The sequence below is a fragment of the Binatus sp. (SeqCode) genome (assembly GCF_049584895.1).
In the GTDB taxonomy this organism is placed as follows: Bacteria; Desulfobacterota; Binatia; order Binatales; family Binataceae; genus Binatus.
In genome coordinates this window covers 43424-57436 of the sequence record NZ_JBAUYR010000146.1, presented here as the reverse complement: position 1 = coordinate 57436, position 14013 = coordinate 43424, and the positions used below count along the sequence as shown (strand labels likewise).

The 14013-nt window shown below is 57.0% G+C and carries 13 protein-coding genes; 12 read left to right on the top strand and 1 reads right to left on the bottom strand.

Annotated features, from left to right (window positions below):
• The 12 genes from WB650_RS24155 to WB650_RS24100 form a co-directional block, all read left to right on the top strand.
• Window positions 1–1078: dihydroorotase (locus WB650_RS24155; RefSeq protein ID WP_423962346.1), on the top strand; the 1078-nt coding region annotated here is incomplete at its 5' end.
• Between the two features lie 70 nt (window positions 1079–1148).
• A complete protein-coding gene (locus tag WB650_RS24150) occupies window positions 1149–2075 on the top strand; it encodes an AAA family ATPase (protein WP_422301885.1) in 927 nt (308 codons plus the stop codon).
• Window positions 2076–2086: 11 nt separating this feature from the next.
• Complete coding sequence (locus WB650_RS24145; RefSeq protein ID WP_422301886.1) at window positions 2087–3244, top strand: vWA domain-containing protein; 1158 nt, start codon at window positions 2087–2089, stop codon at window positions 3242–3244.
• 26 nt (window positions 3245–3270) lie between these two features.
• A complete protein-coding gene (locus WB650_RS24140) occupies window positions 3271–5652 on the top strand; it encodes a xanthine dehydrogenase family protein molybdopterin-binding subunit (protein ID WP_422301888.1) in 2382 nt (793 codons plus the stop codon).
• Between the two features lie 11 nt (window positions 5653–5663).
• The gene (locus WB650_RS24135) at window positions 5664–6515 is read left to right on the top strand and encodes an FAD binding domain-containing protein (RefSeq protein ID WP_422301890.1); all 852 of its coding nucleotides are present in this window, start codon (window positions 5664–5666) and stop codon (window positions 6513–6515) included.
• Window positions 6516–6556: 41 nt separating this feature from the next.
• Window positions 6557–7054 (top strand): (2Fe-2S)-binding protein, encoded by a 498-nt coding sequence (locus WB650_RS24130; protein ID WP_422301892.1) that lies wholly within the window; start codon window positions 6557–6559, stop codon window positions 7052–7054.
• 25 nt (window positions 7055–7079) lie between these two features.
• The gene (locus WB650_RS24125; RefSeq protein WP_422301894.1) at window positions 7080–9482 is read left to right on the top strand and encodes a xanthine dehydrogenase family protein molybdopterin-binding subunit; all 2403 of its coding nucleotides are present in this window, start codon (window positions 7080–7082) and stop codon (window positions 9480–9482) included.
• Entirely contained in the window at window positions 9479–10228 is a 750-nt protein-coding gene (locus tag WB650_RS24120) for an amidohydrolase family protein (protein WP_422301896.1), read from the top strand. Before WB650_RS24125 ends, WB650_RS24120 begins: the two co-directional genes overlap by 4 nt.
• Window positions 10174–10971 (top strand): amidohydrolase family protein, encoded by a 798-nt coding sequence (locus WB650_RS24115; RefSeq protein ID WP_423962343.1) that lies wholly within the window; start codon window positions 10174–10176, stop codon window positions 10969–10971. The genes WB650_RS24120 and WB650_RS24115 overlap by 55 nt, the downstream gene beginning before the upstream one ends.
• An 11-nt stretch (window positions 10972–10982) precedes the next feature.
• Complete coding sequence (locus WB650_RS24110; protein WP_422301900.1) at window positions 10983–11948, top strand: GNAT family N-acetyltransferase; 966 nt, start codon at window positions 10983–10985, stop codon at window positions 11946–11948.
• Between the two features lie 42 nt (window positions 11949–11990).
• Window positions 11991–12584 (top strand): TIGR03618 family F420-dependent PPOX class oxidoreductase, encoded by a 594-nt coding sequence (locus WB650_RS24105; protein ID WP_422301902.1) that lies wholly within the window; start codon window positions 11991–11993, stop codon window positions 12582–12584.
• 11 nt (window positions 12585–12595) lie between these two features.
• Complete coding sequence (locus WB650_RS24100; protein WP_422301904.1) at window positions 12596–12919, top strand: FmdB family zinc ribbon protein; 324 nt, start codon at window positions 12596–12598, stop codon at window positions 12917–12919.
• 24 nt (window positions 12920–12943) lie between these two features.
• Here the strand turns inward: WB650_RS24100 and WB650_RS24095 are convergent, their stop codons facing one another.
• Window positions 12944–14011, bottom strand: coding sequence for a sigma-54 interaction domain-containing protein (locus WB650_RS24095; protein WP_423962349.1), 1068 nt, complete (start codon window positions 14009–14011; stop codon window positions 12944–12946).
• Window positions 14012–14013: the final 2 nt, after the last annotated feature.

Below are 14013 nucleotides of genomic sequence, written 5' to 3'. Positions count from 1 at the left end.
CGGTCTCCTCAAGAACGCAGAAAAATTCGTCAAGGTGTATGAAGATAACGGTGTCGTGGATCTCAACATGACGGCCGCTATTTTTTCCGAAGACGATGTGGCGGCGATCCCGGATTTGGTGAAGTTTGGCATGCCCGCGGTCAAGTTCCTGCTTCCTTATCGCGGCGCCGAGGCGCTCGATGGGATGCCGGGCATCGATGACGGCATCCTCTACCTTGGCTTGCGCAAGGTCGCCGAGTTGGCCGCCAAGGGCTATCGGGTTTTCAGCCGCGTTCACACCGAGAACGTCGAGATTTTCGAGCGCCGGAAGCACGAGTACCTCAAGCTCAAGAATCAGAACTTCCAATGGGGTGATGTGCGCGACAAGATTTGTGAGCTCGACAGTCTCGCGCATTGTATTCAACTCGCGAGAATGACTAAGTGCCCGCTCTACGTGGTGCACATGACCGTTGGCGAAGGCCCCGAAATGATCTCGCGGGCGCGCGCGGAAGGAGTCAACGTCACTGCCGAGACTTGTCCACAGTACCTGGTGCTTACCAAGGACGAGGCCTACGGACGCATCCTGGGCAAAGTCAATCCGCCGCTTCGCGAAAAGTGGGACAACCAACAATTATGGGAAGGGCTCAAAAACGGCAGCGTGAGTGTAGTCGGCAGCGATCACGCTCCGTGCAAGAAAGTGCACAAGAAGGAATTCTGGACGGCGCATGTCGGAATGGCTGCGGTCGAGACGATGCTACCGGTCATGTTGAGTGAAGGTGTTAACAAGGGTCGGCTCTCTTTTGAGCGAGTGGTTGAAACCTGTTGTTACAATCCGGCCAAGATTTACGGTCTTGCTCCGCGCAAGGGCTGTATCTCGATCGGTTCGGATGCCGACCTGGTAATGGTCGATCTTAAGAAAAAAGTTAAAGTCAAAAACGAGAACCTTCACACCCAGGCTGACTATTGCGTTTTCGAAGGCAAGGAAATGACCGGTTGGCCGGTTGCGACCTGGCTGCGCGGCGAAATGATCATGAAGGATAACAAAATCCTGGCGAAGCCGGGCTATGGACGCTGGCTCGCGGCCGACGTGGCGCCATAGCCACGCGCGACAGTTGCCAGCAAAGGCCGACGTTTAATCCTAACTGTTTCCAATCGGTTGAGACTGAGTAATGGCTGAAAATCTGAAAGACGAGCAGAAAGCGAAAAGTATTTTCGGTTCCGTGGAAGCCGTGCAGGATGCTTTCGCCCGTCAAAACTATATCGCCGACCGCCCGCTCGCACTCACCGTGATGCTTGCGGCTCAGCTCAACAAGCCGATCCTGCTGGAAGGCGAGGCTGGAGTCGGGAAAACCGACGTCGCCAAAGTGGTGGCGCGCGCGCTCAATTCCGAATTGGTCCGCTTGCAGTGTTATGAAGGACTCGACGCCCAGAGCACCATCTACGAATGGAACTACGCCAAACAGATTCTGGCGATTCGTATGGCGGAAGCCGGCAAGCAGGAGGGAGCCCTTGAGCATACGATTTTCAGCGAGGAGTTCTTGCTGCCGAGACCATTACTGCGCGCTATTCGTCATCGTGGCGGAGGACCGGCGACGCTACTAATCGATGAAGTTGACAGGGCCGACGAAGAGTTTGAGGCATTCCTGCTCGAAGTGTTATCGGATTACCAGGTTACCGTGCCCGAACTCGGCACGTTTGTCGCCACCCATCCTCCTTTCGTAGTGCTGACTTCGAATCGTACCCGTGAACTCAATGACGCGCTCAAGCGCCGATGCCTGTATTTGTGGATTGACTATCCGCCCGCAAGCAAGGAGCGGGAGATCGTCGTTCGCAAAGTGCCGGGCATTTCCGATCAGCTCGCGCAACAGATTTGCGATCTGATGTCCACGCTACGGAAGATCGACTTTTACAAGCGCCCGGGGGTGGCGGAGACATTGGACTGGGCCCGCGCTCTGGTTGGTCTGAAAGTCTCGCAGGTTGAACCTTCGATGCTCGAGGAAACCGCCGGCTGCATTCTGAAATATAAAGATGATGTCGAACGTCTCACCGCTATCGGCGGCGCGAGGCTTTTGGCCGGCGATATCCCTGAGAACTAGACAAGGAAGCCGTGGCAGAGACCGCTAACAATCTTTACGACGCCCTCACGCCCGCAGATTCCGCGGTGGACGCCGCGTCGCGTCAGTTTGCCGACAGACTGTTCGAGTTTTGCAGGCTGTTGAAAGACGCCGGCCTCAATGTGACACCGGGCAGGATAATCGACGTGTTCCGCGCCCTTGCTTTCATTCATTTGGAGCGGCGCGAAGAATTCAGACTGGCACTGCGCGCGAATCTCGCGGCGAGCCGGGAAGAGGAAGAGATATTCGAGCGGTACTTTCGAGCGTATTGGGATCAAGAGGTTAGCGTCGAGAAGCAGCAGGCACCGACAGAGCTCGAAGCCGACCCCGAAGATCCGGGCCAGGACTATCCGGAGACGCCCCCGGATACGGCCGGCAGTCCGCGGCAATTCAGCCGCGACGAAGTTCTGCGCGACAAGAAACTGATCGCGATATGGCCAGGTCAATCGCTGGATCTTGCCGCGATTCTCCGCGAAATGCAGCGCCGGCTTGCGACTCGTCCTAGCCGAAGACGGGTACCGTCGCAAAGTGGACACCGAGTCGATCTGCGGCGTTCGCTCCGGAAGAACATCAAATATGGCGCCGAAATACTTCAGCTCGCACGTACTCGCCGAAAGATTCGTAAGACCAGACTGGCGTTACTGTTCGATGTCAGCGGATCGATGGATACGCACGGCGGGTTCCTGTTGCAGCTCATGCTAGGCTTGCAAAAGGGCTTCAAGAATTCGCGCACGGCCGTGTTCAGCACCTGCGTTACGGAAATCACCAGAGCGCTGCGTCAGCATTCCCTCGACCGCACCCTCGACGAGGTAGCCGCGGTAGCGCGTCACTGGTCGGGTGGAACCGACATAGGCGCCGCACTCGGACGATTCAATCGCGAACTGCTTATGGCTGGTTCAGCCAGCAACACCGTCGGAATAATCGTGAGCGATGGATACGATCAGGGAGACTCCGCCGTAATCAGAAGAGAAATGCAGGCTGTTCGTCGTCGGACCCGCACGATCGTGTGGATTAATCCGCTGCTCGGGACTGAAGGATATGCGCCCATCACGGCCGGCATGAAGGCCGCGTTACCTTATGTCGACTATTTTTTGCCAGCGCATGATTTTCCCTCGTTGCGGGCACTATGCAAGGTCCTGGGTGAAGTCTAGGTAATGTCGATCTAGGGAGAGACGCTGTGAAGTATATAGGTAAAGACGTTTTGGGATTGCCTACTCGCCAGCTCGTAGCTGGTAAGGGACAATTTGTCAGTGATGTGACATTGGATGGTATGTTGCATATGGCAGTAGTCAGAAGCCCATACGCACATGCCCGCATAAAGAGTATCAACACCAAACCCGCAGAGGCGGTTCCCGGTGTTGTCTATGTAATAACCGGCAAGGAAGTAATCGAAAATATGCGTCCGATCATGGAGGCCTATGATACCTCTGCGATGGGCGCGAAGAATGTCAAATGCTATGCGCTCTGCCCTGAACATGTCCGCTACGTGGGCGAAGCGGTCGCAGCGGTAGTCGCGGAGGATAAGTATACCGCGCGCCGCGCCGCCGACCTGGTCGACGTTGACTACGAGGAATTGCCTGTGGCCTACGACGCCGAAGAGGCCATGAAGCCCGGGGCGCCGCTTGTGGAACCGGACTGGGACAGCAACGTGATGGTGACGCGCGATTTCATCCGCGGCGATCTCGATAAAGCCTTCGCCGAAGCCGACGGCACTCTAAGCGGTACCATCAATACCCAGCGCTATACGGGCGCCGCTATCGAGCCACGCGGATATGTAGCGAACTACGATCCTTACCAGGACATGCTCACGGTTTGGGCGTCAACCCAAAATCCGCATCCTATGCGAGTATTCCTGGCCGAGACACTAGGTATCCCCGAAACCAGCATACGCGTGATTCAGCCTCACGTCGGCGGCGGTTTTGGGCTCAAGATACCAACCTTTCAGGAGGAACCGCTCATCGCGTATCTGGCCCGCAAACTCGCGCGGCCTATCAAGTGGATAGAAGAGCGTTACGAAAATCTTCTGGTCGGCGGTCATGCCCGGCAAACGCGGCTACACTACGACGTCGCCTACAAGAAGGACGGCAGCGTTATCGGGTTTCGCGCAAAGGTTATCGCCGACGTCGGCGCGCCGTCAGCACTATGCGGATGGGGCCAGTCCTTCGTGACTTCCTACTGCATACCTACTTGCTACAAGATCCCCAATTGCCGCGTTCAGCTCTTCACGGTCGTGACCAACAAATGCCCATGGAATGCGTATCGTGGCTACGGTAAGGAAGCCGCATCGTTCTTAATGGATCGCGTGATGGATGGCGTCGCGAAAGCCACTGGTATCGACCGCGCCGAAGTTCGCCTGAAGAATTTCATCCAGCCAGAAGAGTTTCCCTTCGAACAGGTCTCGGGCGCAATGCTCGACAGTGGTAACTACCCGAAAGCCCTCAAGCGGGTACTGGACATCGTCGGCTATAAGGACTTCCCAAAGTTGCAGGCGGATGCGCGAAAGCAAGGCCGCTGGATCGGTTTGGGAATCGGCCAGGAAGTGACTCCCGAGGGCTGCTCGATGCCCAAGTCCACCTTGCTGTCCGGCTATGATGGTTGCACGGTGCGCGTCAATCCTTCAGGCCAGGTTACAGTCCTGACCGGAGTCACATCGCCCGGCTCCGGAAACGAAACTGGCATCGCTCAGATTGTCGCAGACACGCTGGGTGTCGACGTCAAGACTATCAGAGTCATCCAGGGCGACACCGACACCTGCCCGTATGGATTAGGCAACTACAGCTCTCGCAGCATCATCATGGGCGGAGCTGCGGCCCAGGTCGCCGGAAACGATATCCGCGAGAAGATGTTCAAGGTGGCGTCGCAGATGCTCGAGGTTGCGCCAGCCGACGTCGACAGCGAAGATGGCAAAATCTACGTCAAGGGAGCCCCCAGTAGGTACGTCCTGTTCAAGGACGTTGCGAGCACAGTTTATCGCGATTGCTACGGCAAGTTTGCTTCCGGCGTCGAGCCGGGTCTCGAAGCGACGCGTTATTTTCGGCATCCGAACGTCTACCATCAACCGGAAGTGGACGGCCGATTCAGCTCATATCCGTCATGGCCGAACGGTGTCTCGGCTTGCGTGGTAGAAGTCGATCCGGAGACGGGAATCGTCAAGCTGCTGCGATATTGCGCAGTCCACGACGCTGGCGTGTTGATAAATCCCCTACTGGCACAGGCCAATTTGCACGGCGGCATCATTCAGGGTTTGGGCGGAGCGATGTTTGAGAATCTCGTCTACGACGAATCCGGGCAACTCAAAACCGCCAGCTTCCTCGATTACACGATTCCGACCGCGGTCGACGCTCCAAGCCTTGAGGTCGAGCATCAGGAGACGCGCTCGCCATTCAATCCGCTTGGATGCAAGGGCGTCGGCGAGTCGGGCGTCACCGCTCCTTTGGGCGCGATATGCAGCGCGGTTGAAAATGCGCTCAGCCACTTGAAAATTGATTTCGACCAAATGCCGCTGACGCCCGATCGTGTTTGGCAGGAAATTCGGCAGGCGCAGCAACAACGAGCATGAGGAGTTAAACGATGATTTCCGAAGAATTTGAATTTTGCGCTCCTAAGAAACTCTCCGAAGCGATCGCATTGCTCGATCGCTACGGTGACGACGCGAAGGTTCTCGCCGGCGGAATGAGTCTGGTGCCGATGATGACTCTGGGGCTCGTCCGCCCGAAGGCAGTTATCAGTTTTAATCACATAGCTGATCTGAACTTCGTCAACGATGCCAAAGACGTCATTCGAATCGGCGCGATGACCCGGCACGAGGCGGTCGCGCAAAACGAGTTGATCAAAAAGCACGTCCCGCTACTGGCGATTGCCGCGCATGGAATCGGTGACGTACAGGTGCGCCATCGCGGAACGATTGGCGGGAGCCTGGCGCATGCAGACCCGGCGGCCGACTATCCTCCGGTCATGCTGGTCCTGGGCGCTCAGTTCCGGATTCAGAGTTCCAAGGGCGACAGGATGGTAAAGGCCGCTGATTTCTTTACCGGCCTGATGCAGACCGCGGTGGGTGCGGGCGAGATTCTCTCCGAGATTCACGTGCCCAAGTTGCCTGCCGGCGCGGGATCATCGTATCTGCGGCTACATCGCGTAGAAGGAAATTTTCCCATTGTCAACGCGGCTGCCGTTATTGAGAAGGGGTTCAAGTCGGCGCGAGTCGCTATGGGCGGCATCGGGGACAGGGCAGTGATGGTTGACGTTACCAAACAGGTCAGCAAAGGCGTCAACGATCAGAGCCTCAAGGCCATCTCCGAAGCTGCGTATGGAGCTTCGAAGGACGCGTACGGAGACCTCAACGGTGATACCGAATATCGCCGCGCTATGGCGCGCGTCTTTGCACAGCGGGCGATCAAGGAAGCCGCGACGAAAATTTCCTGAATTCGATCAACGAAACGCAAACACACGGAAACTATAAAACCATGAAAACTCCGGTTGAGATCACAGTAAACAAGAAAAAATACAAAGTCGAAGTCGACACCCGCATGATCCTCGCTGACATGCTGCGCGAGGAACTCCGGCTCACCGGCACTCACATCGGATGCGGCACCGGCAACTGCGGCGCCTGTACTGTCATCATGAACGGCGAGACCGTGAAGTCATGCTGCATTATCGCGGCGGATGCCAATGGGCAGGAAGTCTTGACGATCGAGGGGATCAGCTCTAGCGCGAACGAGTTGCATCCGATCCAGCAGGCATTCGTCGAAAACCAGGGACTCCAGTGCGGCTATTGCACTCCGGGGATGGTCCTATCGACGATCCAACTGCTCAAGGACAATCCTGATCCCAGCGAAGACCAGATCCGCCACGGCATCTCCGGGAACCTTTGCCGCTGCACCGGCTACCAATTTATCGTCCAATCGATTCAGGATGCGGCGAAGCGATTGAGCAAGAACGGCAAGGCGCCCGCGTCTCGATAATTCGCGAAAGGTAAAGCCAGGCCCTGTGAAGTACATAGGCAAAGGAATTACCGGCAAGACTAATCAAGTCTTAACCGCCGGCAAGGGCACTTTCGTCGGCGACATCACATTGCCCGGGATGTGTCACCTCGCAATCGTGCGCAGTCCATACGCGCACGCCCGGATCAAATCGATCGATACCAAGGCTGCGGACCAATTCCCCGGCGTTATCGCGACGATCACCGGCGATGAGATCATCCGCAACACCAAACCAATTCCCACCCACAGTCCCGCGTTGGGTGAGAAGAAATTCGAACTCTATGCGCTGGCGACTGGCAAGGTTCGATACTCGGGTGAGCCGGTCGCGGCAGTTGTCGCCGAGGATCGTTTTACCGCGAAGCATGCCGCCGAATTGATCGGCGTGGTCTACGAGGACTTGCCCCCGGTTGTTGATCCCGAGAAGGCGCTTGAAGCAGGCAGCGCTCTGGTCGTCGATGAATGGGGCGACAATATCTTGAGTTCAAGGATTGAAGTCCACGGCGATCCCGACGCGCGGCTAAAATCTGCGGCCGGGATTGTACGCGGGGACGTTCGCACTCAACGCTATACCGGAGGTGCGATCGAGCCGCGTGGATATCTTGCCAGCTACGATCGGTATCGCTCCAAGCTGACATTTTGGGCCTCGACCCAGTCGCCGCATTCGTTGCGCTTGTTTCTGTCGGAAATACTCGGCATGCGCGAAAGCCAGATCCAGGTTATCGAACCGCATGTCGGTGGCGCTTTCGGCTTGAAGCTCCCGACCTATCCCGAAGAACCTCTCATCTGTTATCTCGCAATCAAGCTTGGACGGCCTATCCGATGGATTGAGGAGCGAACCGAAAATCTGCTCGCCGGCGGCCATGCGCGCGAGATGCGGCTCGCGTTTGAGGCGGGCTACGAAAAAGATGGTCGTGTCTCCGCGCTCAAGGTTAGACTCCTTGCCGACGTCGGCGCTCCCTCGGCGTTGTGCGGCTGGGGTATGGCAAACGTCGCCGCATTTTTGATTCCGGCGGTCTACAAGATCCCTGACGTTAGAGTCGAGCGCCTCACGGTCGTAACCAACAAATGTCCGTGGAACGCTTATCGAGCCTACGGCAAAGAGGCTTCGATGCTCATGCTCGAGCGAATGATGGATCTCGTCGCCGAACGCACCGGACTCGATCGCGCCGAGGTTCGACTTCGCAATTTTATTCAACCAAACGAATTTCCTTACAAACAGGTATCGGGTGCGAGCCTCGACAGCGGAAATTACCAGCGCGTGATGGCCAATATTCTCAAGGCGGGAGATTGGCGTGGTTTTCCGACTCTGCAAGCCGACGCCAGGAAACGCGGCGAGCTTCTCGGAATCGGCCTGGCTTACGAACTCACTCCCGAAGGTGGCTGCATTCCAAAATCGTCGTTGCTTTCCGCCTACGACGGAACCCGCGTCCAGGTCAGCCCCAAGGGCGAAGTGACTATAATGACCGGCGTCACCTCGCCGGGATGCGGAAACGAAACCGGAATCGCTCAGATTGTCGCCGACGAACTTGGTATTTCGCCCGATAGCATCACGGTCGTCCAGGGCGACACCGATACGTGTCCTTTCGGCTTGGGAAATTCGAGTTCACGCAGCGTGATTTTCGGAGGCTCTGCCGCCAAGCTCGCCGCCCGGGAAATCCGCGATAAGATTTCGCGAGTCTCGGCGCGAATGCTCGAAGTATCGCCGGAAGATCTCGAACTCGAGGACGGCAAAATCGTCGTCAAAGGCGCTCCCTCGCGGTCTGTGAGCTTCGCCGACGTGGCGGGCGTCATCTATCGTGAAGCGTTCACCCTGGCCGCCTGCGATGAGGAACCCGGTCTCGACACCACCAGGTATTTTCGCCACGGCAACTTCGATGCGATGAACAAGCAGCCCGATCCCGAAGGTCGGCTGAATTTCTATTCCACTTGGCCCAACGGCGCTACCATCGCAATCGTTCGCGTCGACATCGAGACCGGAATGGTGAAGGTGCTGCGGCTGCTCAGCGTGCACGATGCCGGAGTGCTCATCAACCCGATGCTCGTGAACGCCAATCTTCATGGTGCTTTTGCGCAGTCGCTGGGAGGTGCGTTGTTCGAAAATCTGGTGTACGACGAAGCCGGACAGCTCCAGACCGCGAGTTTCATGGACTACACCATGCCGACCGCAGTCGATTTGCCCAACTTCGAAACCGCGCACGAGGAAACACCTTCGCCGTTCAACCCGCTCGGCGCGAAGGGCGCGGGTGAATCAGGAATCTCAGGACCGATGGCTGCCGTTGCGGGCGCCATCGACGACGCTTTGCGGCAGGCGGGTTTGAGCGTCCACGTGATGGAGATGCCGCTCACTCCAAATCGCGTCTGGAACTATATCCAGGCTGCCAAAAACAAGCAGCGCAGCGACCCCCAATGATCATCGATGCCCACGCGCACTGCGACGTCCGCTTCGGGTGGATTCATACGCCCGAGGTGCTCTTCGGGATCATGGCTGAGGGCGGTATCGACAAGGCCTGCATTACAGGGTTGGCCGATATTCCCGGCGACGACGACGAGGCATATCCGCGGTTCGTCGCCGCACTTCGCTCCGATCCTGAGCGCATCGCTGCCGGCTATCTAAGGATCAATCCGTGGTACGGAAATCGGGCGCGCGATCTTTTTATACGATCCGTGCGCGAGGATGGAATCCGCGGCCTGAAATTGCATCCCACTACCATCATTCTTCCGCCCAATGCCCCTGCCGTCATCGAGTTTGTGCGTCTTGCCGGCGAGCTTCGCGTTCCAGTGCTGTTCCATAGTGGAGACGAGCCCAATGCGCTGCCGCTTCAAATCGGTAAGTGTGCGGAGGCTTGTCCCGATACCGACATCATCATGGGCCACATGGGTGGCACTTTCTTCTGGGAGGACGCGCTACGGGTCGCGCAAAAGTATCCGAACGTATATCTCGAACCAAGCGGAAATCCCCTGCCGGATATCATTCAAAAAGCAGTACGGGCAGTCGGTGCTGAGCGCGTGGTTTTCGGCACCGATATGCCGGCGATTCACCCTAAAGTCGAACGCTACAAACTCGACCATGCCGGCCTGACGCCTGACCAGAAAGAACTCGTGTGCTCGCGCAATATCGCGCGGCTCATGGGCTTGAAGCTGAACAGCAATCGATGATTTTCGACGCGAACACCAGCCTGGGTGAGAGTCTGTATGGCCCTCGTGCCACCGCCGAGCAGTTGCTGACCCGGATGGACGCTCTCGGAATCGATCGTTCGATCGTCAGTTCATTCACGCCGCGCGATCTGGACCTGCGCCGCGCAAACCACACACTCTCTGAAATTGTCGCCAAAAATCCGCGCCTGATCGGATTCGCGCGAATCGATCCTCGGCTCGGCATGAAATCGGTCGCGGAGCTGGAAGCCTGCCAGCGCGAGGGTTTTCGTGGCGTCAAGGTAGATCCGTTCGAACAGGCATTTGTGATCAACTCCGACTTGGTATTGGATTTCTTCAAGGAATGCGCCGCCGCCAGGATGCCCGCGTTGGTCGTCTCCGGTTATCCGTGCCTCTCGTCGCCGATTCAAGTCGGTGACCTTGCCGAGCGAATTCCTGAACTGACTATCATCATGGAGCATGGCGGTCAGTTGGCAATGCACGGACTGGGTATCTTCGATTGCTTGCTGGTGGTCAAGGAAACGGAAAGTGTCTACATCGAAACCAGCGGCATACCCGAAACTGGAACCGAAGGTTTAATCGAACGCTCGGTTCTGGAGGTTTCTCCCAACCGCGTCATTTTCGGTAGCAACTCACCTGTCAACGATCCGGCGATGGAGCTCGAGCGCATACGTGTGTCGCGGATTCCTGATAATGCCCGGAACCGGATCATGGGAGCCAATCTGGCCGCGATTCTCGGATTGTAGGAGGCGAGATCATGCCGTCCATTGTTCCAATGACTGCAGATCGGTTCGACGCGATGGACGAAATCGACGTTGAAGCCTGGTCGAATTGGGCAACCAAAAAGTTCGGCCGCGCAATTCAGTTCCCCAGCAAGCGGCTCGTCTACGGGACCTACCTCGACGGGGACCCGCAGGGCGGATTCGTCGCTCTCGACGATAGCGGAAAACCCGTTGGCTACATTTTCACAAGAACCTTCGGCAAAGTTGGCTTCTTCGGACCGTTCGGCGTCGTTCCCGCTTACCAGGGTACCGCCGTCGGCAAAGCCTTAGTGCGAGCGACGATCGAGTACATGGAGCGATCTAGCTGCACCACGATTGGGCTCGAGACAATGCCCGAGACTGCCTACAATCTCGGCCTTTATACCAAGCTCGGGTTCCGACTGTTTAGCTTGACGCTCCGGCTTCAAAAGTCGGTACCGCCCGGAGGCCGGAATCTCCCATCGAACGTTAAGGCGGTCAAGGAACCTTCCGACGAGCTGCTGTCGCAAATCAAGCGCATCAGCGGGACGCTCGAAGACGGGTTGGACTTCAGCAAGGAAGTCCAGCTGCTGCGGAAGTATCCCATCGGGACCTGTCTGACCTACGAAAAAGACTCTGCGGTTTGCGGTTTCGCGCTGTGTTACACGTTCAATGAGACGGTCGGGCTATATCCCGCAAGTGACGCGCAAAATCTCCGGATCAGAATTCTGGCGATGGACTCGCGCCGCTGCAGTCAGGAGGACGGCGCCGTCCTGGTCGGTGCGTGCGAAACTTTCGCGCGCTCGCTGGGTCGCACTACGATTACTATTCCCATTTACGCGGAATACTATTCGACGCTGATGAAGCTATACTCACTAGGATATCGTGTCCATGACGATTACCCATCGTTAGTAAAGCTTGCACAGCGCGATTACCATGTTCCTCACCCAGATGCGGTTTGCCTGAATGAATGGGCTGGATAGTTAATAGATAGTCAACTTACTATACACGGAATAGATAAATAAATGGCGGTACTAAGTAAATCTCGCCTCGACCGCTTTCTCAAAGGTAGTAATCTGATTGCTACTCTCGCGACCTTGGACCGCGACGGACGACCGTATCTGGTTCCTGTCTGGTACGAATGGGACGGAACTCATCTCTGGGTCGTCAGCAAGCCCAAGGCCGAGTACGTAGAAAATTTGAGAAGAAACCCGCAAGCCGCCGTTTCAGTCGCGACTCGCGAGATTCCTTACGTGCGCGTCTACATGCAAGGTCCCGCGCGCCTGATAAAAACAGGAAAAGATTGGTTACCGATGGGACGTCGGATGGCCACGCGCTATCTCGGAAGAAACGAAGGACGTGCTTATATCGAGAAGAGTAAGGACTGGGAGCGTATCTATATCAGGCTTAAGCCGGTCCGCATCGTGTCATGGGACGGAGGCACAACCGGTCATGAGTGGGGGAAAAAGTACATTCAGATTTCCCCCGAAGCGGGCGCGAACAATACCAGCGGCGCTAACGGCAAGGCCAAGCTTGCGCGTAGTCGAATTGCCCGGCCAGAGATCCGTCGCGCGAGGGAGGTCGGGACCACGCGCGGGCTCGCTGGCGGTCGCCGGTAAAACAGGATCGAGTGCCGATCTTCGAATACAGCTGCGGGCGCTGCGGCGCGCTCAGGAGCATCCTCATGCTGAAGGGGGATCGCGAACCCAAACGATGCGAAGCCTGCGGATCCCCGCGGCTCATCCGCTTGATGTCCGGATTCAGCATTCGTAGCGACTCTATCGGTTCGAATGACGATGAGGCTCTGCGATACCGGCCCACGGAATTTCTGGAAGAGCCTGCAAAGTTTGAAAAGGCGATGAAATCTCTTCAGAAACGCACAGGTGCGAAACTTCGAGGAGAGCAAGTCGACGACGCGATGCATCGCCTGTCCGAGGCGAAGCGCCAGAAATGAGTCTTTCGACGGTCTCCGCCGCTATCAGGCCGCCGGCGGTGGATGTTTAATCCCGAGGCGTTCCATCTTGCTGCGCAGCGTATTCGGATGCAGTCCCAAAATTTCAGCTGCTCCTTTCCGTCCGGAAATCCGCCATCCAGTCGTATCCAGTGTTTCGCAGATATAGCGCCGCTCCATTTGTTGCAGCGTCAGTTTTCCCGAAGCGTAATCAGGATGGCAATGGCCGCTTTGCGAATTTCTCGATTTCAGATCGGAGTCCAATTCGATTCCGATCTCGAGCATAGGACCGTTGTTCAGAAGGACCGCTCGCTCAATGATGTTCTCCAACTCTCGAATGTTGCCGGGCCACGAATAGCCAAGCATCATGGCCCGTGCGGTGGGGCTAAGCGATTGGATGTTGCGCGCGAACTTCTGCGCATAGAGTTGAACGAGATGCTCGGCCAGCGCGAGCACATCCTCGATCCGCTCGCGCAGTGGCGGAAGGTGCAGGCTCACGACGTTAAGCCGGTAGAACAGATCCTGCCGAAACCGTCCCGCCGCAACCTCTGCCTGCAAATCCCGGTTGGTCGCCGCGATCACTCGAATGTCGACCTTGACGGGACTGGTCCCCCCAACTCGATATATCTGCCGATCTTGAAGAGCCCCCAGGAGCTTGGACTGGATCTCGGGTGGCATTTCGGCCACCTCATCGAGCATTAAGGTGCCGCCTTGTGCGAGCTCAAAACGGCCCATGCGGCGCGAGCTGGCCCCGGTGAATGCTCCCTTCTCATGGCCGAACAGTTCAGTCTCGATCAAGCTTGTGGTCAAAGCGGCACAATCACAGACGACGAACGGACGGTCGCGGCGCCCGCTCCAATCGTGCAGCGCTCGCGCCAGAACGCCTTTCCCGGTTCCAGTTTCGCCGGTGATCAGTACCGTCGCATCGACCTTGGCGGTGGTTACCAAACGCTCGCGAACCGCTCGTAAGGATGGGCAGAGAAGCAGTAGATCGGTCTTCGACGATTTTTGTGCCAGTTCCAGAAGATACGCATTTTGGCGTCGCAGGTCTTCTTTCTGAATACGCATTTCGTCGAACTTGCGCGAATTCGTCACCG